We start from the raw sequence: 19,865 nt of genomic DNA on the forward strand, positions 1-19,865 counted from the left end.
AGCTGGGACGCCTGACGCCTGACGCGGGACGATCCGGTGTCAGGCACCTCGATCGTCCCGGCGTCAGGCGCCGCGAGCTCAGCCGGCGGCCATGCGCTCGCGCAGGCTGCGCGGCCGCATGTCGGTCCACACCTCGTCGACGTGGGCGGAGCACTCGTCCTTGGTGCCGCGGAAGCCGTCCGGGCGCCAGCCCGCGGGGACCTCGTGCGAGGCGGGCCAGAGCGAGTACTGGTCCTCGTCGTTGACGAGCACCTGGTAGGAGATGTCGTCCCTCATGCCATGACGTCCTTTCGCGGATATGCGCGGAGAACGGGGTTCACGGTCACCATGACCGTGACGATCGCGATGCCGCCCGCGCACAGCAGCACAGCGCCGGATCCGGGGAGCAGCTCGACCAGCACGCCGCCCAGCGCCGGGCCGAGTGCGGCGGCCGTGCCGACGACGACGTTCATCACGCCGCTCAGCCGTCCGCGCATCGAGTCCGGGGTGAGCAGCAGCTGGTGCGTGCTGATCGTGGTGTTCGCGGTCGGCGCGAGCAGCGCCATTCCGGCGAACAGGGCGCCCATGAGGTATCCGTTGTGGACGAACACCGCCATGGGCGCCAACAGGGTCAGTGCCCAGAACACGCCTGCGATGCACACGTGCGGGGAGAGCCGGGACACCAGGTGGGGCGCGATCAGCGCACCCACCACTCCGCCCACACCCAGCATCGCGGCCATCACGCCGATCTCGGACGACGGCACGCCGCGGCCCTGCGCCAGCACGATGATCACCAGGTAGTAGGCGGAGAAGAACAGGTTCAGCACCACCGCGCACACCGCGGTCGCGCGCATCTCCGGCCGTTGCCACACCCAGCGCAGGCCGTCGAGCATCTCGCGGCCGAGGTGGCGCATCGGCGCACGGGTCACCGGGCGCGGTGCCACGCGCAGGAAGCACAGGCCGACGAACGCGACCACGTGCGTGAAAGCGTCCACGGCGAACGGCACCCAGCGGCCCAACGCGACCAGAAAGCCACCCAGCGCCGTGCCCGCCATCTGCCCGACCGACGAGCGCGCCGAGTTCATCGCCACGGCCGTCGCCAGCTGCGAGTCCGGTACGACGGACGGCAGCGTGGCGTCCTCCGCGGGTTCGAACAGAGCGCGGCACGCACCCATCACCGCGGCGACGAACACCATGTGCGGCAACGAGGCCGAGCCCTGCCAGAGCGCCAGCGCCAGGCTGACGAGCGACACCGCCTGCACGGCCTCGCACCACAGCATCACCCGGCGGCGGTCCCACCGGTCGACCAGCGCGCCGCCGGGCAGGCCGACGACGAGCTGGGCGATCGCGTCCGCGGCGAGCACGACGCCCGACGCGGCGGGCGATCCGGTGACCGCCAGCACCACGAGCGGGAACGCGATCAGCGACGCGTTGAACCCGACCTCGGACACCGCCTGGCTGCCCCACAGCAGGGTGTAGTTCCTGTTGCGGGACAGAGGAACCGCGGTCACAGCGCACCCCGGCAGTCCGCCGCGATGGCCCGCAGCGCGGCCTGGAAGTCCGCCACGAACCCGTCGACCGAGGCGAGGCGGTGCACGACGCTGAACGTCATGCGTCCGTCGCCGACCTCGCCGACCACCTGGAGCACGTGCGGATCGCGGTCCGCCGGGTCGTGCTCCTGGCCGACGGCGGGCAACACGGTGCCGAACAGGCTCTGCGACGCGTCCTCGGCCCGCGAGTCGAACTGGCCCAGGTAGTTGAACGACACCGGCGGGCTGACCGCGGGCGCCTTGCCCGCCCACCGCAAAGCGCCGTAGCCGAAACCGTTGCCCGGCAACCGGCGCAGCTGCTTGCGCACCGACTTCACCAGATCGCGCCACGACCCGTCGGGCACGTCGAGCCGCACCGGGAACATCGTGGTGAACCAGCCGACCGTGCGGGACAGGTCGACGCCGTCGAACACGTCCTCGCGGCCGTGGCCCTCCAGGTCGATCGTCACCGACGGCGCACCCGTCCAGCGGCCCAGCGCCCACGCCAGTGCGCCGAGCAGCACGTCGTTGATGCCCGTCCGGTACGCGGCGGGCGCGCCGCGCAGCAGCGCGTCGGTGTCCGAGGCCGAGAGCTCGAACGCCATCGCGTCCTCCGGTCCGGCGGCGAGGGAAGGCGACCAGTCCGGCACCGACTCCCAGTGCGGGATCTCGGAGTCGAACGTGCCCGCGTCCACCGCGGACGAGAGCTGCCGAGCCCAGGAGAGCACCGACGTCGTCTTCACGCCGAGGTCGATCGGCTCACCGCGCACCGCCTGGTGGTAGGCGGTGTCGAGGTCGTCGAGCAGGATGCGCCACGACACGCCGTCCACCACGAGGTGGTGCGCCACCAGGAACAGGCACGAGCCGCCGAACAACGCGGCCCGCAGCAACGGTCCGCCGGACAGGTCGAAGCTCGCGTGCAGCTCGTCCGCGACCTCCTCCAGCTCGTCGGCCGGGTGGACGGTCAGCACGTCCACCGGCGTGACGCCCGGATTGTGCTGCTTCCAGACACCGTCGAACGCGTACCGCATGCGCAGCGCGTCGTGGTGAGCCACCAGCGCCGCCAGTGCCGCCCGCAGCGCGGGGACGTCGGGCGTGCCGGTGAGCTCGACCAGGTGCGACTGGTTGAAGTGGTGCGGTGATCGCCGATCGGAGTGGAAGAACCACTGCTGGATCGGCGTCAGCGGCACGTCGCCGACGACCTCGGCGCGGTCGCCGGTGTCGTCCGAGACCGTGACGTGGCCGGACAGCTCGGCGATCGTCTGGTGCAGGAACAGGTCCTTCGTCGCGAGCCGCAGGCCGATCTTCCTGGCCCGCGCGACGACCTGGATGCTCAGGATCGAGTCACCGCCGAGCGAGAAGAAGTTGTCCTCGATCCCGACCCGGTCCACGCCGAGCACGTCCGCCCACAGCCCGGCGAGCGACTCCTCGACCGGCGTCCGCGGCGCCACGTACCCGGCGGTGCGCAGCGCCGACAGGTCCGGCACCGGCAGCGCCCTGCGATCCACCTTCCCGTTGGGGCTCATCGGGATCGCGTCCACAGGTACGAACGCCGACGGCACCAGGTACTCCGGCAGTGCGTCGCTCAGGTGCCGCCGCAGGTCGGCCACGTCACCGACCACGTACGCGACAAGTCGCTTGTGACCGTTGAACTCCTGCGCCACGACGACCGTCTCGCGCACCGCGGGGTGGCGCAGCAGCACGGTCTCGATCTCACCGAGCTCCACCCGGAACCCGCGGATCTTGACCTGCTCGTCGACGCGGCCGACGAAGTGCAGCGCGCCGGAACCGTCCCAGCGCACCACGTCACCCGTGCGGTACATGCGCGAACCGGGCACGCCGAACGGGTTCGGCAGGAACCTCGACGACGTCAGGCCGGGCCGGTTCAGGTAACCGCGTGCCAGTCCGGGGCCGCTGACGTACAGCTCACCCGCGACCCCGATCGGCACCGGCCGCAGCGAGCCGTCCAGCACGTGCACCTCGGTGTTCCAGATCGGCCCGCCGATCGGCGGAGTCCCGCCCGGCGTCAGCGGAGAGCTCCACGTGGTGACCACGGTGGACTCGGTCGGCCCGTACGCGTTGATCATCCGGCGGCCGGGGGCCCACCGCGCGACCAGCTCGGCCGAGCACGTGTCACCACCGACGACCAGCGTGCGGAAGTCCGGCAGCGGCACTTCCGGCACGGTCGCCATCGCCACCGGCGGGATCAGCGCGTGCGTGACCCGGTGCGAGCGCAGGACATCGGCCAGCTGCGCACCGAGCAGCGGGCCGTCCGGCGGCACGACCAGAGCCGCGCCCGCGGGTAGTGACATGCACAGCTCCAGGACCGACGCGTCGAAGCTCGGGGAGGAGAACTCCAGCACCCGGTCGCCCGGCCGCACCTGGAAGTGGTCGATCTCCGCCGCGGCGAACGAGGCCAGCCCGGCGTGCGACACGACGACACCCTTGGGGCGCCCGGTCGAGCCGGACGTGTAGATCACGTACGCCGGGTTGGCCACGTCGACCAGCACGTCCAGGTTCGTGTCCGGGAAACCGGACGCGTCCAGCGGCTCGTCGACCACGAACACCGGCGCGGCGTCGCCGAGCATGAACTCGATGCGCTCGGCCGGGTAGTTCGGGTCGACCGGCAGGAACGCCGCGCCGGCCTTCGCCACGGCCAGCTCGGTGACCACGATCTCCACCGACCTCGGCAGCTGGACCGCCACGATCCGCTCCGGCCCGGCACCCCGCGTGATGAGCAGCCGCGCGAGCTGGTTCGCCCACGCGTTCAGTTCGGCGAAGGTGACCTCACCGCCGTCGAACACCAGCGCCGGTGCGTCCGGCGTCCGCTCGACCTGTGCCTCGACCAGCTGCGCGAACGTGGCGGGCTCGACGTAGCGGGTCGTGTTGTTCCACAGGTCCAGCTGCTCCAGCTCGGCCGGAGGCAGCATCGGCAGCGACGCGACCGGGACGTCCGGCGCGGCCACGATTCCCTCCAGCAGCAGGGAGAGGTGTTCGGCGAGCCGGGCAGCGGTCGAGCGGTCGAACAGGTCGGTGTTGTAGGTGACGGTGCCGTGCAACTCGTCGCCGTCCTCGGTGAACTCGAACGCCACGTCGAAGCTCGCCGTGTGCACGGCGGTCTCGACGTCCGTCGCCTCCAGACCGGGCAGCCCGGTGACCTGGCTCGGTGCGTTCTGCAACGCCACCAGCACCCCGAACAGGGGCGTGCGGCTGGTGTCGCGCTCCGGTGCGACCGCGTCCACCACGCGCTCGAACGGCACGTCCTGGTGCGCGAACGCGTCCAGCACGGTCGAGCGCACCGAGCCGAGCAGGTCGGTGAAGCTCCGCTCTCCGTCCACAGTGGACCGCAGCGCGAGCGTGTTGACGAAGAAGCCGACCAGTCGCTCCAGCTCCGGGTGCTCACGGCCCGACGTCACGGTGCCGATGGTCACGTCGTCCTGCCCGGACCAGCGGTGCAGCAACACCGTGCAGGCGGAGACCAGTGCGGTGAACAGCGTGCTGTCGTGGCTCCGCGCCAGCGCGCGCAGTCCCTCGGCCGGCACGGTGAACTGGAGCTCCGCGCCGTTGGTCGTGTGCACCGGCGGTCGGGGCCGGTCGGTCGGCAGCTCCAGCGCCGTGACGCCGGCGAGCTGCGCACGCCAGTAGTCGAGCTGTGGCACCAGCGGCAGGGACCGTTGCCAGGCGGCGAAGTCCGCGTACTGCACGGGCAGCTCAGGCAGCTCCTCGCCCGCGTACAGCGCGCAGAGCTCCTCCATGATCAGCCCGCCGGACCAGCCGTCGGTGACGATGTGGTGCATCGTCAGCGCCAGCACGTGCTCATCAGGCGAAACCCTGATCAGCAACGGCCGCAGCAGCGGACCGGTGGTGAGGTCGAACGGCGTGGTGGCCGCGCGAGCCAGCAGCTCGCCGACGTCACCGGTGACCACCGGGATCTCCACCGGGGCGGGCGGGTGCACGACCTGGACGCCGTGCCCGTCGGCCGAGCGGAACGTCGTGCGCAGCGCCTCGTGCCTGGCCACCAGCCCGGTCACCGCACGGGACAACGCGTCGACGTCGAGTGCGCCTGTCAGCCGCACCGCGAGCGGCGTCACGTACTCGGTGCCGCCCGGCTCGAACTGGTCGAGGAACCACAGCCGCTGCTGCGCGAACGACAGCTCCAGCTCGCCGTCCCGCGAGACGACCGGGATCGTCGTCATGCCGCGGTCCGGCAGCACCCGCGCCAGCCGCTCGACCGTCGGGTGGTCGAACAGGTCGCGCGGCGAGAGGTCGGCGCCGAACTCGGTGCGCAGCCGGGAGATCACCCGGATGCTGCTGATCGAGTCGCCGCCCAGCTCGAAGAAGCTGTCCGCGACACCGACCCGCTCGACGCCGAGCACGTCGGCCCAGACGTCCGCGATCACGCGTTCGGTCCGGTCGCGCGGAGCGACGAACTCCGCGCTGGTGGCCGACTCGCGGCCGGGCTCGGGCAGTGCGCGCCGGTCCAGCTTGCCGTTCGAGTTGAGCGGCAGGTGGTCCAGGTGCACGAACGCCGACGGCACCATGTAGTCCGGCAGCGAGGTCGCCGCCAGCTCGCGCAGTTCCGCGACGGTCGCGTCGCCGACGACGTACGCGACGAGCCGCTGATCCCGTTCGACGACCGCGACCTGTCGCACGGCCGGGTGGAGCACGGCCTCGATCTCGCCCAGCTCGATGCGGAAGCCGCGGATCTTGACCTGGTGGTCGGCGCGGCCCAGGTACTCGAGCTGACCGTCCTGCCAGCGGGCGAGGTCACCGGTCTTGTACATGCGGCCAGACTCGAAGGGGTTCGCGATGAACCGTTCCGACGTCAGGCCGGGCCGGTTGAGGTAGCCGCGCGCCAGGCCTTCGCCCGCCACGTACATCTCGCCGGTCACGCCCGGCGGCACCGGCCGCAGGTCCTCGTCGAGCACGTACACCCGCAGGTCCGGGATGCCGGTGCCGATCATGCTGCCCGGCGCGGACGCCGCGGTCTGTTCGTCCAGCGCCAGGTAGGAGACGTGCACCGTGGTCTCGGTGATGCCGTACATGTTGACGAGCACGGCGTCGTGCCGCGCGTACCAGTCCCTGAGCCGCCACAGGTCGAGCGCCTCGCCGCCGAAGATCACGTAGCGCAGCGAGAGGTCGACCTGCTCGCAGGCCATCAGCTGGTAGAACGCCGACGGCGTCTGGTTGAGCACGGTGACGTGCTCGTCGGCGAGCAGCCGCAGGAACGCCTCGGGCGACCGCGAGACCTCGTGCGGCACGACCACGAGCCGGCCGCCGTGCAGCAGCGGGCCCCACAGCTCCCACACCGAGAAGTCGAACGCGCACGAGTGGAACAGCGTCCACACGTCGTTCTCGTCGAACGAGAACCACTGCCGGGTCTGCTCGAACAGCCGGATCACGTTGGCGTGCGGGACGACGACGCCCTTGGGCACGCCGGTCGAGCCGGACGTGTAGATGACGTAGGCGGAGTTGTCCGTCCGAAGTGGAGTGACCGGGTCGGTGTCCTGGTGGTTCCACAGCTCGGGCATCGCGTCGAGCCCGACGACCGGCTGGGTGTCCTCGAGCATCCGGCGCACCCGGTCCGGCGGGTAGCTGAGGTCGATCGGCAGGTAGGCGGCGCCGGACTTCAGCACCGCGAGGATCGCCACGACGAGATCGAGCCCGCGCGGCAGGCGCAGCGCGACGAACCGCTCCGGCCCGGCGCCCTGCTCGATCAGCAGGTGCGCCAGCCGGTTCGCCCGCGCGTTCAGCTCGGCGTACGTGAGGTGCACGCCGTCGCAGGTGAGCGCGATGTTGTCCGGCGTGCGCCGGGCCTGTGCCGCGAACAGCTCCGGGATCGTCGTCGCCGGGCGGCCGGTCGCGGTGCCGTTCCACTCGACGACGACCTGGTGCTCCTCGTCGGACGACATCCAGCGCAGCTCGGACAACGGCCGGTCCGGCTTGGCCGCCAGCTCGTCCAGCAGCAACGCGAGCCGCTGGCCGAGCCGCGCGACGGTGCCGGTGTCGAACAGTCGCGGGTCGAAGGTGAGCTCGAGGTGCAGCTGGTCGTCCGCGTGCGCGCGGATCGCGAGCGGCAGCGTGGTCGTGTCCCTGCCGTCCACGACCTCGACCCGCAGGCCGCCGTCGTCGTCGCCGACCGGGTAGTTCTCGAACGCGAGGAGGCTGTCGAACAGCTTGCCGCCGCACCAGTTCTGCAGCTGCGCCAGCGACACGTGGTCGAACAGCCGCGCCTCGCTCTGCGCGGCCTGGAGGTCGCGCAGCCACTCGGCGACCGGCCGGTCGTCCACGAGCACCCTGGTCGGCACGGTGTTGATGAACATGCCGATCATCGACTCGACGCCCGCGAGCTCGGCGGGACGACCGGACACCGTGCTGCCGAACACGACGTCGCGCCTGCCGCTCAACCGGGACAGCAGGATCGCCCACGCACCCTGGACCACGGTGTTGACCGTGAGCCCGTGCTGGCGCGCCATCCGGTCGAGCGCGGACACCGGCAGGTCGAGGCGGACGTCCGCGCTCGACTCGGTGTTGTGCGCGTCGGACGGCACCCGGTCGTACGGCAGCGGCGTCAGCTCGGCGCCGTCCAGCACCTGCCGCCAGTGCGTCTCGGCCTCCCGCTGGTCCTGCGCGAGCAGCCACTGGATGTAGTCGCGGAACGGTCGGCGGATCTCCAGCCGCGGCTCCCTGCCGGTGGTGATCGCCCGGTACTGCTCGCACACCTCGGCGAAGACCTGCGCGGTGCTCCAGCCGTCGAGCAGCACGTGGTGCGTCGACCAGACGAGCCGCACGCTGTGCGCGTCGAGCTCGGTGATCTCGATGGAGAGCAGGTCCGACTGCTCGGCGCGCACCACCTGCAGCGGCTCGTCCACGCCTTCCCACACCACGTTCGTGCGCAGGATCGGGGTGCGGGCGATGACCCGGCACCACGCCTCGCGCAGCGCATCGGCGTCGGTGACGCCGTGCAGCACCAGCTCGAGCCGGTCGGTGTAGGCGTCCTCGTCGAGCAGGGTGTGGAACACCATGCCGGACTGCAGCGGCGTCAGCGGGTACACGTCCTCCACCGCGCCGAGCGCGTCCACCTGCGCCTGGGTCAGCTTCGCCAGCGGGAAGTCCGACGGCGTGCGGCCGCCCGCGCTGTGCGCGCAGTGCTCGACGATCTCCCGCAACGCCGTGAGCACTTCGCCGGCGAGTGCGCGCGCCGCTTCGTCGTCGAGTCCGTGGTCCCAGTCGAAGACGAGCCTGCCGTTCTCGACGGCCGCGGTGATGTCGACCAGGTGCGTCGACACCGCGTCCTGGCCGGGGGTGTCGAGCCGGTCGCGGAACAGACCGTCCTTTTCGGACGCCACGTCCCACTGGCCGAGGTAGTTGAAGCACACGTCCGGCAGGTCGCCGGTGAGGCCGCTGTCCGGGGTGAGGTAGCGCAGCGCCTCGTAGGACAGGCCCTTGTGCGGGATCGCGCGGAGCTGTTCCTTGACGGACTTGAGGATCGCGCCCCAGTCGCCGTCGGGGATGTCGAGCGACACCGGGAACTGGCTGGTGAACCAGCCGATCGTGCGGGAGATGTCGGCGCCTTCGACGACGTCCTCGCGGCCGTGGCCCTCGAGCGTGAAGTGCCCGAACACCTTGCCGAGCGCGCTGAGCAGCACGTCGTTGACCTGCGTGCGGTAGACGTCCGGGACGTCGTGCAGCAGTGCGGACGTGGTCGCCTCGTCGAGCTCGGTGGTGAACTGGCGGCGTGCGGCGGGCACGGTGGCCTCGCCGAGCCGGATGGCCCGCCAGTGGGGGAGCGCGTCGGCGAACGCGCCGGACGCGACGTGCGCCGCGAGCCGGTGCGCCCACTGCGTGAACGCCGTGGTCCGCGGTGGCAGCGGCTCGCCGCGGTACGCGGTCTCCAGGTCCTCCAGGAGGATCCGCCACGACACGGCGTCCATCACCAGGTGGTGCACGGTGAGGTGGAGCCTGGTCCCGTCGACCAGCACGGCCCGCAGCACCGGTCCGCCGGTGATGTCGACGGCCTGGACCTCCACTTCGGACGCGAACTCCAGGCGCGGTGTGACGGCGACGAAGTCCTGCCTGCCGTCCGCGAACCGCATGCGCAGCGCCTCGTGGTGCTCGGCGACGACCTCGACCGCGCGGGCCAGCGCCTCGGCGTCGACGTCGGGCGCCAGCTCGACGTACATCGACATCGTGTAGTCGTTCGAACCGTCGTTCGCGAAGAACCAGTGCTGGACGGGCGTCAGGGGAGCCGGGCCGGTGACCAGGTCGTGGTGCACCGGCTCCGGCGCCTGACGCACGGCGGTCGACAGCATCGCGACGGTCTGGTGCAGGAAGACGTCCTTGGACGTCAGGAGCAGACCTTCACGACGGGCGCGCGCGACCACCTGCATGCTGAGGATCGAGTCGCCGCCGAGACCGAAGAAGTTGTCCTCGATCCCGACGCCGTCGACACCCAGCACCTCGGCCCAGATGCGGGCCAGGACCTGTTCGGTCTCGTTGCGCGGTGCGGTGTGCGTGGACTCGGCGAACACCGGTTCGGGCAGCGCCCGCCGGTCCACCTTGCCGCTGGGCGTGAGCGGCACCTCGGCCAGCTCGACGAACGCCGACGGCACCATGTGCGCCGGCAGCGACCGGCCCGCCCACTCGGCCAGATCGGTCGTGCCCACCACGTACGCGACGAGACGCTTGTGGCCGTTGACCTCGCGGGCGACGACCACGGCTGACGAGACTCCGGGGTGTTGCAGCAGAACGGCTTCCACCTCGCCCGGCTCGATGCGGAACCCGCGGATCTTCACCTGCTCGTCGGTGCGGCCGAGGTATTCGATCGTGCCGTCGCCGAGCCACCGGACCCGGTCGCCGGTCGCGTACATGCGACCGGCGCCGAACGGGTTGGCGATGAACCGTTGCGCGGTCAGGCCGGGCCGGTTGAGGTAGCCGCGGGTGACCTGCGCACCGGAGACGTACAGCTCGCCGGGGACGCCGACCGGGACCGGCCGGAGGTCGGCGTCGAGCACGTGCGCCCGCTGGTTGCGCAGCGGCCAGCCGATCACCGGGCGGGTGCCGGTGACCTCGCACGCGGTCGCGTCGACCGTGCACTCGGTGGGGCCGTAGAAGTTGTGGACCGTGCTGCCCGCCTCGGCCAGCCGCCGCCACAGGTCCGCACCGACCGCCTCGCCACCGATCATGATGATCTTCGGCTCGTGGTCGAGCAGACCGGCCGCGACCAGCTGCTGCGCGTACGCGGGCGTGAGGTCGAGGAAGTCGATGCCGTGCGCGCCGACGTAGCCGACCAGCGCCTCCGGCTCGCGGCGCACGTCGTCGGAGATCAGGTGCAGCTCGTGGCCGTTCGCGAGCATCACCAGGCCTTCGAGCGACGTGTCGAACGAGAACACCGCGGTCAACGCGGCGCGCAGCTTCGCGTGGCGGCCGAAGTGGGTGGCGTGGTTGGCCACCAGGTTGGTCAGGTTGCGGTGCTCGACCGCGACACCCTTCGGTGTGCCGGTCGAGCCGGAGGTGTAGATGACGTACGCGGTGCTCGCCGGGTCGACCTCGACACCGGGGTTCGTCGAAGACCATCCCGAAAGATCGCTGATCTCCTCCAGCACGGCTACCGGGTTCGCGTCCCGCAGCAGGAGCTCGATCCGGTCGGCGGGCAGGTCGCGGTCGACCGGCAGGTACACCGCACCCGCCTTCAGCACGCCGAGCAGCGCGACCACGAAGTCCGCGGTGCGCGGCAGCTTCAGCGCCACGACCCGCTCCGGGCCCGCACCGTCGGCGATCAGCCGGTGCGCCAGCCGGTTCGCCCGCGCGTCCAGCTCGGCGAACGTGAGCCGCTCGTCCTCGCAGACCAGAGCGGTCGCGTCCGGCGTGCGCGCGGCCTGCGCCTCGAAGAGCCGAGGGAACGGCAGCGCGGGCACGTCCAGCGCGGTGTCGTTCCACGCCGTCAGCACGCGGTCGCGTTCGGCGTCGTCGAGCATCGTGACCGGACGGCCCGCGGCGACCTCGGTGAGCAGCACGACGAGGTGGTGCGCCATCCGCTCGATCGTCCCGGCGTCGAACAGGCCGGTGTTGTACTCGAACGCGCCGCGCAGCACGTCGCCCTGCTCCTGGAACTCGATGGTGAGGTCGCAGGTGGACGTGACGACCGGCAGCCGCACCTCGCTGACGGCGAGACCGGGGATGTCCGGCACCTCGCCCGCGGTGTTCTGGAGCAGCACCATCACGTCGAACAGCGGGTTGCGGCTTGTGTCGCGCTCGGGCCGCAGCGCGTCGACGACCCGCTCGAACGGCACGTCCTGGTGGTCGAACGCGTCCAGCACGGTCCGCCGCACGCCGGCCAGCAGCTCGCCGAACGGCCTGGCCGGGTCCACGGTGGACCGCAGCACGACGGTGTTCACGAAGAACCCGATGACGTGCTCCAGCTCGGCGCGCTCGCGGCCGGACGTGACCGTGCCGACCGCGACGTCCTCCTGGCCGGAGTACCGGGCGAACAGCAGCTGGCACGCGGCGACCAGCGTCATGAACAGCGTGGTGTCGTCGTCCCGCAACGAGGCCAGCACCTCGGTGGGCACCTCGAACTCGTGCATCGCGCCCGCGCTCGTCCGCACCGCCGGGCGCGGCCGGTCGAGCGGCAGCTCCAGCGGCGCCACCCCGGCGAGCTGAGTGCGCCAGTACTCGAGCTGGCCGTCCAGGTCCTGTTCGCGCTGCCACACCGCGAAGTCCGCGTACTGCACCGGTGGTGCGGGCAGCTCGCCGCCGGCGTACAGGGTGGCGAGCTCTTCGGTCAGGACGCTCGTCGACCAGCCGTCGGTGACGATGTGGTGCAGCGTCAGCACCAGCACGTGCTCGTCGTCGTCCACGGACACGAGGCAGGTCCGCAGCAGCGGACCGGTGCGCAGGTCGAACGGCGCGGTCGTCTCCGCCAGCAGGATCTCGTCGAGCAAGCCTTCGATGACCGGCACGGTCACCCGGTACGGCTCGTGCACGACCTGCACACCGTCGTCGAACGTCGTGCGCAGCGACTCGTGCCGCGCCACCAGCGCGGTCAGCGCGTCGTTGAGCCGGTCGAGGTCGAGCTCACCGCGCAGCCGCAGCGCGGTCGGCGTGATGTACTCGGTGCCACCCGGCTCGAACTGGTCCAGGAACCACAGCCGCTGCTGGGCGAACGACTGGGGCAGGGCCTGATCCCTTGGTGCACAGGGGATCGCGTCGGCCTCGTCCGACGGTAGCACGGACGCGAGCCCGGCGACCGTCGGGTGCTGGAACACCGCGCGCGGCGAGAGATGCACGCCGAACGTCGCGCGCAGCCGGGAGATCACCCGGATGCTGAGGATCGAGTCACCGCCGAGCGCGAAGAAGTTGTCGTGCGCGCCGACTCGCTCGACGCCGAGCACCTCGGCCCACGCGTCCGCGATCACCCGCTCGGTGTGCGTGCGCGGTGCCACGAACTCCGCCGAGGTGAACTCGGGCGCGGGCAACGCCTTCCGGTCCAGCTTGCCGCTCGGCGTCATCGGCAGCTCGTCGAGCTGGACGAACGCCGACGGCACCAGGTGATCGGGCAGAGCAGCGGACAGAGCCGCACGCGGGTCCGTCTCCGCCGCACCGACGAAGTAGGCGACGAGACGCTGGTCGTGCACGACGACCGAGGCCTCGCGGACACCGGGGATCGAGCGGAGCGCGGCCTCGATCTCGCCCGGCTCGACCCGCATGCCGCGGATCTTGACCTGGTCGTCGGCGCGGCCGAGGTAGTCGAGCATCCCGTTGTCCAGCCAGCGAACCCGGTCGCCGGTCGCGTACATGCGCGACCCGGCCGGGCCGTACGGGTTGGCGACGAACCGGGACGCCGTGAGACCGGGCAGGCCGAGGTAGCCGCGCGCGACCTGCTCACCGGCGATGTACAGCTCGCCGGGCACACCGGGCGGCACCGGACGCAGGCTCGCGTCCAGCACGAACGCCTCCAGGTTGCCACCGGGCCTGCCGATCACCGGCCGGTCGTGGTCGGCGAGCGTGCAGTACGTCGCGTCGACGGCGCATTCCGTTGGGCCGTAGTAGTTGTGGCCGGTGACGCGCGGATGCTGCCGCACCTGCAGCCACAGCGCGTCGCTCACGGCCTCGCCGCCGAACATGAGCACGCTGAGCCCGGACTCCAGCAGGCCGGCCGGGATCAGCTGCTGCGCGTACGTCGGCGTCACGTCCATGACGTCGATGCGGTGTTCGGTCACGTACCGGACGAGCGCGGGCGGGTCGAGCCGCAGCTCGGAGTCGATCACGTGCAGCTGGTGGCCCGCGGCGAGGAACAGCAGGCCCTCCCACGACGTGTCGAACGAGAACACCGCGGTGAGCGCGAACCGCTGCTGCACGTGGCTGTCCGGGATGAGCGTGTCCCAGTGGTCGGCGTAGAGGTTCGCCAGCTGGCGGTGCTCGACGACGACGCCCTTCGGCTTGCCGGTCGAGCCCGAGGTGTAGATCACGTACGCCGGGTTCGCCGGCCGCACCAGCACATCCGGGTTGGTGTCCGGGTGGTCGAGGGTGTCCGGCGACGACGTCAGCACGACGCGGGCGCCCGCGTCGGCGACGATCAGGTCGAACCGCTCGCGCGGCAGGTCGCGTTCGATCGGCAGGTACGCGCCGCCCGCCTTGAGCACCGCGAGGATGCCGACGATCATCTCGGCGGTGCGCGGGAGTGCCAGCGCGACGACGCGCTCGGGGCCGATGCCGTCGGCGATCAGCTTGTGCGCCAGCCGGTTCGCCATCAGGTTGAGCTCGGTGAACGTGAGTCCTGGCATGGCGACCGCGTCCGGCGTGCGCTCGACCTGGCGCTCGAACACCTGGTGGAACAGCTCGCCGGAGGTCGGCAGCGCGGTGTCGTTCCACAGCGCCAGCACCTGGTTGCGCTCGGCCGGGGTCAGCCACGGCAGCTCGCCGACCGTGCGGCTCGGGTCCGCGGCGATGCCGGTGAGCAGCATGCACAGCCGGTCCGCCATGCGGCGCGCCGTCGCGACGTCGAACAGGCGCGGGTCGTGCGCGAGGTCGAAGTTCAGCCGCTCGTCCAGGTACGCGGTGAGCGCGATCGGCAGGTTGGTCGTGTCGCTCGCCCGCACCTCCGCGACCCGCGGCACGGTGTCGGACGCCTTGTCGAACGGGTAGTTCTCGAACACCACGACGCTGTTGATCAGACCGGCGCCGAGCTGCGCGAGCGACACGTGGTCGTGCGCGCGGCCGTCGCTCTGCGCGTTCTGCAGGTCGCGCAGCCAGTCGACGACCGGCCGGTCGTCCACGAGCACCCTGGTCGGCACGGTGTTGATGAACATGCCGATCATCGACTCGACACCGGGCAGCTCGGCCGGGCGGCCGGACACCGTCGTGCCGAACACGACGTCGCGCTCACCGCTGCAGCGCGACAGCAGCATCGCCCACGCGCCCTGCACCAGTGTGTTCACCGTCAGCCCGTGCTCGCGGGCGAGGTTCCTGAGCGCGTCGGAGTCCTCAGTGGACATGGTGATCCGGACGGACTCGCTCGACTCGGCCTGGTGCGACTCGGCGGGCTTGTGGTCGTACGGCAGCGGCGTCGGCTCGGCGCTGCGCAGGGTCTCGCGCCAGTACCGCTCGGCCTCGGCGGCGTCCTGCCGTGAGAGCCACTCGAGGTGGTCGCGGAACGGCCGCCGGGTGACCGGCCGCTCGCCGCGGTACTCAGCGCAGACGTCCGCGAACACCTGCGCCGTGCTCCAGCCGTCGAGCAGCACGTGGTGCGACTCCCAGACGAGCCGCACGCGGTCGTCGCCGAGCGGTGTGACGTCGATGCGCAGCAACGGGTGCGCCTGTCGGTGCACGACCTGCACCGGCTCGTCGACGCCCTCCCACACGACGCTGGTGCGCAGCGCCGGGGTCCGCGCGATCACCCGCCGCCACGCCTCGCGCAGCTGCTCCGGGTCGGTGACGCCGTCGAGGACCAGCTCGAGCGTGTCGACGTACGCGCCGGGGTCGAGCAGGTTGTGGAACACCATGCCCGCCTGCAACGGCGTCAGCGGGTAGACGTCCTCCACGTCTGCTCCGAGCCCGTCGACCTGGGCCTGGGTGAGCTTCGCCAGCGGGAAGTCCGACGGCGTGCGGCCGCCCGCGCTGTGCGCGCAGTGCTCGGCGATCTCGCGCAACGCCTGGAGCATGGCCGTCGCGATGGCGCGCACGCGGTGGTCGTCCAGCGTGTGCGACCAGGTGAGCTTCAGCCTGCCGGACTCGACGAGGCCGTTGATCTCCATGCCGTGCCGGGCGAGGTCGGGGCCGGGCACGTCGTGCCGGTCGCCGAACAGATCAGACTTCGCCACGTCCCACTGGCCGTGGTAGTTGAAGCACACGTCCGGCAGGTGGCCGGTCAGCTCGCTGTCCGGCGTGAGGTAGCGCAGCGCCTCGTACGAGAGCCCCTTGTGCGGGATGGCGCGCAGCTGTTCCTTGACGGACTTGAGGATCGCGCCCCAGTCACCGGAAGGGATGTCCAGCGACACCGGGAACTGGGTGGTGAACCAGCCGATGGTGCGCGAGAGGTCGGCGTCGAGCACGTCCTCGCGGCCGTGGCCCTCCAGCGTGAAGCTCGCCTCCGGCAGCACCGCGCCCAACGCGCTCAGCAGCACGTCGTTGATCTGCGTGCGGTAGACGTCCGGGACGTCGTGCAGCAGCGCGGACGTCGTCGCCTCGTCCAGCTCGACGGTGAACGTGTGCCGCACACCGGACGCGAGCGCCCCACCGGCAGGCTGCGCCCGCCAGTGGGGGAGCGCGTCGGCGAACGCGCCGGACTCGACGTGCGCGCGGAGCAGGTGCGCCCACTGGCCGAACGGCGTGCCGACCGGGTCGAGCCGCTCGCCGCGGTACGCCTTCTCCAGGTCCTCCAGCAGGATCCGCCAGGACACGCCGTCGATCACCAGGTGGTGCACGGCGAGGAACAGCCGGGGTGACGGGCCGGTGAACACCACCGCGCGCAGCACCGGCCCGTTCGCGATGTCCAGGCGGGTGGCCGAGATGTGCTTCTCGTGGTCGTCGTCCGAGACGAACTCCAGCACCGGCGCCTCGTCGGTGACCACCTGGCGGCCGTCGATGAACCGGGTGCGCAACGCCTCGTGGTGCCGCACGACCGCGCCGAGCGCACGGGTGAGCCTGCCGGAGTCCACATCGGACACCAGGTCGACGTGCAGCGACATCGTGTAGTCGTTGCCGCCGTCGTTCGCGAAGAACCAGTGCTGGATCGGCGTCAGCGGGGCAGGACCCTCGATGACCGGTGCGGCCGCGGTCTGCTCGTCCGGGGTGGCGACGAGTGCGAGCTCGGCGATCGTCTGGTGCCGGAACACGTCGCGCGACGACAGCTTCAGCCCGTCCCTGCGGGCGCGGGACACCAGCTGGATGCCGAGGATCGAGTCGCCGCCGAGCCCGAAGAAGTTGTCCTCGACGCCGACCCGCTCGACGCCCAGCACCTCGGACCAGATGGCCGCCAGCTGCTCCTCGACCGGCGTGCGCGGCGCGACGAACCCGTCCTGCGTCACCTCCGGAGCGGGCAGCGCCTTGCGGTCGACCTTCCCGTTGTGCGTCAACGGGATGCGGTCGAGCGTCATGAACACCGACGGCACCATGTAGTCCGGCAGGCTCTGCTTGAGCCACGACCGCGGGTCCTTCGCCGTGCCGACGACGTACGCGACGAGCCGGTCGTGCCCGCCATCGGACCGCACGACGACCACGGCCTCGGACACGTCCGGGTGCCGCACGAGCGCGGCCTCGACCTCACCCGGTTCGATCCGGAAACCGCGGATCTTGACCTGGTCGTCCGCGCGGCCCAGGTACTCCAGCTCGCCGGACGCCGTCCAGCGCACCCGGTCGCCGGTGCGGTACATCCGGCCGTCGCCGAAGGGGTTGGCGACGAACCGCGACGCGGTGAGTCCGGGACGGCCGAGGTAGCCGCGCGCCACCTGCGCGCCGGACAGGTACAGCTCACCCGTGACACCGGACGGGACCGGCCGCAGGTCCGCGTCCAGCACGTGCGCCTGGAGGTTGCGCAACGGCCCGCCGATCACCGGCCGGTCACCCGTGACGCGGCACGACACCGCGTCGACCGTGCACTCGGTGGGACCGTAGAAGTTGTGGCTCGCGGTCGAGGGTGACGCCGCCAGCTCGCGCCACAGCGCCTCGCCGAGCGCCTCACCGCCCAGCATGAGGATCTTCGGCCGCTGGTCGAGCAGGCCGGCCGGGATCAGCTGCTGGAGGTAGGACGGCGTGAGGTCGAGGAAGTCGATGGAGTGCTCGCCGACGTAGGCGACCAGCGCGTCCGGGTCGAGCCGCACGTCGTCGCCGAGCAGGTGCAGCTCGTGCCCGGCGGCCATCAGGACCGGGCCCTCCCACGACGTGTCGAACGAGAACACCGCGCTCAGCGCGGCCCGGATCCGCTCGCTGGTGTTGAAGTCATTGGCTGCGAAGTCGTGCACGTGGTTGTGCAGCAGGTTGACCAGGTTCCGGTGCTCGACCACGACACCCTTGGGCGTCCCGGTCGAACCGGAGGTGTAGATGACGTACGCCGCGTTGTCCGGCCGCACGTCCACGACGGGGTTGGTGACGGGGCCGTTCTGCGGCACCGAGGTCAGCACCTGCACCGCCCCCGAGTCGGTGCGCAGCTGCTCGCGGCGTTCGTCCGGCAGCGACGGGTCGATCGGCAGGTGCACCGCACCCGCCTTGAGCACACCGAGGATCGCGACGATCGCGTCGGCCGTGCGCGGCATCGAGACGCCGACGATCTGCTCCGGCCGCACGCCGTCGCTGATCAGCTGGTGCGCCAACCGGTTCGCGCGCTCGTTCAGCTCGGTGTAGGTCAACGACTCGGCGCCGCACACGAGAGCGGTGGCGTCCGGAGTGCTCTCGACCTGACGCTCGAAGACGTCGTGGAACGTCGTGACCGGAACATCGAGGGCCGTGTCGTTCCACGAGCGGGTCGCGTCGATCTCGGCGCTGGTCAGCAGCGGCAGGTCGCCGATCGGAGTGCCGGGGTTGGCGACGATGCCGTCCAGCAGCACCAGCAGGTGCTCGCCGAGCCGTTCAACGGTCGCCGCGTCGAACAGATCCGTGCTGTACTCCAGTGCGCATTCCAGCTCATCGGCACGCGCCGTGAACTCCACGCACAGGTCGAAGTTCGAGGCCCAGCGGTCCAGCGCCACGTCCGCGACGTCGAGACCGGGAAACGACGGCATGGCGCGCTCGGTGTTCTGCAGCAGCACCATCACGTCGAACAGCGGGTTGCGGCTCGCGTCGCGTTCGGCGCTCACCGCGTCGACCAGCTTCTCGAACGGCACCCTGCTGCCCAGCGCGTCCATCGTCGAGTCGCGCACGTCGTCGAGGAACTCGGCGAACGGACGACGACTGTCCACAATGGACCGCACGACGACGGTGTTGACGAAGAACCCGACGACCCGGTTGAGCTCCGAGCGCTCGCGGCCGGACGTGACCGTGCCGATCGCGACGTCGTCCTGCCCGGCGTACCGGGCGAACAGCACCTGGCAGGCCGCCATCAGGGTGGCGAACACCGTCGTGCCGCGCCCGGTGGCCAGCTCGGTGAGCCGCGCGGTCAGCGCGGCGGGCACGGTGAGCTCGTGCACCGAGCCCGCGCCGGTGCGCTCAGCGGGACGCGGCCGGTCGGTCGGCAGCTCCAGCGGCGCGATGCCGGTGAGCCGGTCGCGCCACGTGGCCAGCTGCTCGTCGAACGGCTGCTCCCGCTGCCACACCGCGAAGTCCGCGTACTGCAGCGGCAGGTCCGGCAGCTGCTCGCCCCGGTACAGCGCGGCCAGCTCCTCGGTCAGCACGCCGAGCGACCAGCCGTCGACGACGATGTGGTGCGCGCTGAGCAGCAGCACGTGGTCGTCGTCGGCGACGCGGACCAGCAGCGCCCGCAGCAGCGGGCCGGTGGTCAGGTCGAACGGCCGCGCGAACTCGGCCGTCAGCACCTCGTCCAGCTCATCGGGCCGGCAGGACACCCGGCGGACGTCCAGCTCGGACGGCGGGTGCACCACCTGCACCGGACCGTCGGCGAACGTCGTGCGCAGCGACTCGTGCCTGCGCGGCAGCCGTTGCACGCACCGCACCAGCAGCTCGACGTCCAGCGCGCCGCGGAACCGCAGCGCCCGCGCCGAGTTGTAGTCGTTCGCATCGGGCTGGAGCCGGTTCAGCAGCCACAGCCGTTGCTGCGCCGGGGACAGCGGCAGCGGGCCGGTGCGCGGCACCGCCGGGATGACCGGTGCCGCGGCGGTGCTGTTGCCCGCGAGCCGCTTGCGGAGCTGCTCCTGCAGGTGTGCGGGCAGCGCGGAGACGCGGCTCTGCTTCGAGGTGGTCATGGAA

At 71.4% G+C, this 19,865-nt stretch carries 3 protein-coding genes; all 3 read right to left on the reverse strand.

The features are described 5' to 3' along the window. Positions 1-78: 78 nt before the first annotated feature. Genes FKR81_RS19115 through FKR81_RS19125 form a run of 3 tightly spaced genes read right to left on the reverse strand, consistent with a single transcriptional unit; the run spans position 79 to position 19,861 of the window. A complete protein-coding gene (locus tag FKR81_RS19115; RefSeq protein ID WP_146353440.1) occupies positions 79-276 on the reverse strand; it encodes an MbtH family protein in 198 nt (65 codons plus the stop codon). Beyond that, a complete protein-coding gene (locus tag FKR81_RS19120; RefSeq protein WP_146353441.1) occupies positions 273-1,490 on the reverse strand; it encodes an MFS transporter in 1,218 nt (405 codons plus the stop codon). Before FKR81_RS19120 ends, FKR81_RS19115 begins: the two co-directional genes overlap by 4 nt. Further along, the gene (locus FKR81_RS19125; RefSeq protein ID WP_146353442.1) at positions 1,487-19,861 is read right to left on the reverse strand and encodes a non-ribosomal peptide synthase/polyketide synthase; all 18,375 of its coding nucleotides are present in this window, start codon (positions 19,859-19,861) and stop codon (positions 1,487-1,489) included. The genes FKR81_RS19120 and FKR81_RS19125 overlap by 4 nt, the downstream gene beginning before the upstream one ends. Positions 19,862-19,865 lie beyond the last annotated feature (4 nt).

The sequence above is a fragment of the Lentzea tibetensis genome, from assembly GCF_007845675.1.
GTDB classification, from domain to species: Bacteria; Actinomycetota; Actinomycetes; order Mycobacteriales; family Pseudonocardiaceae; genus Lentzea; species Lentzea tibetensis.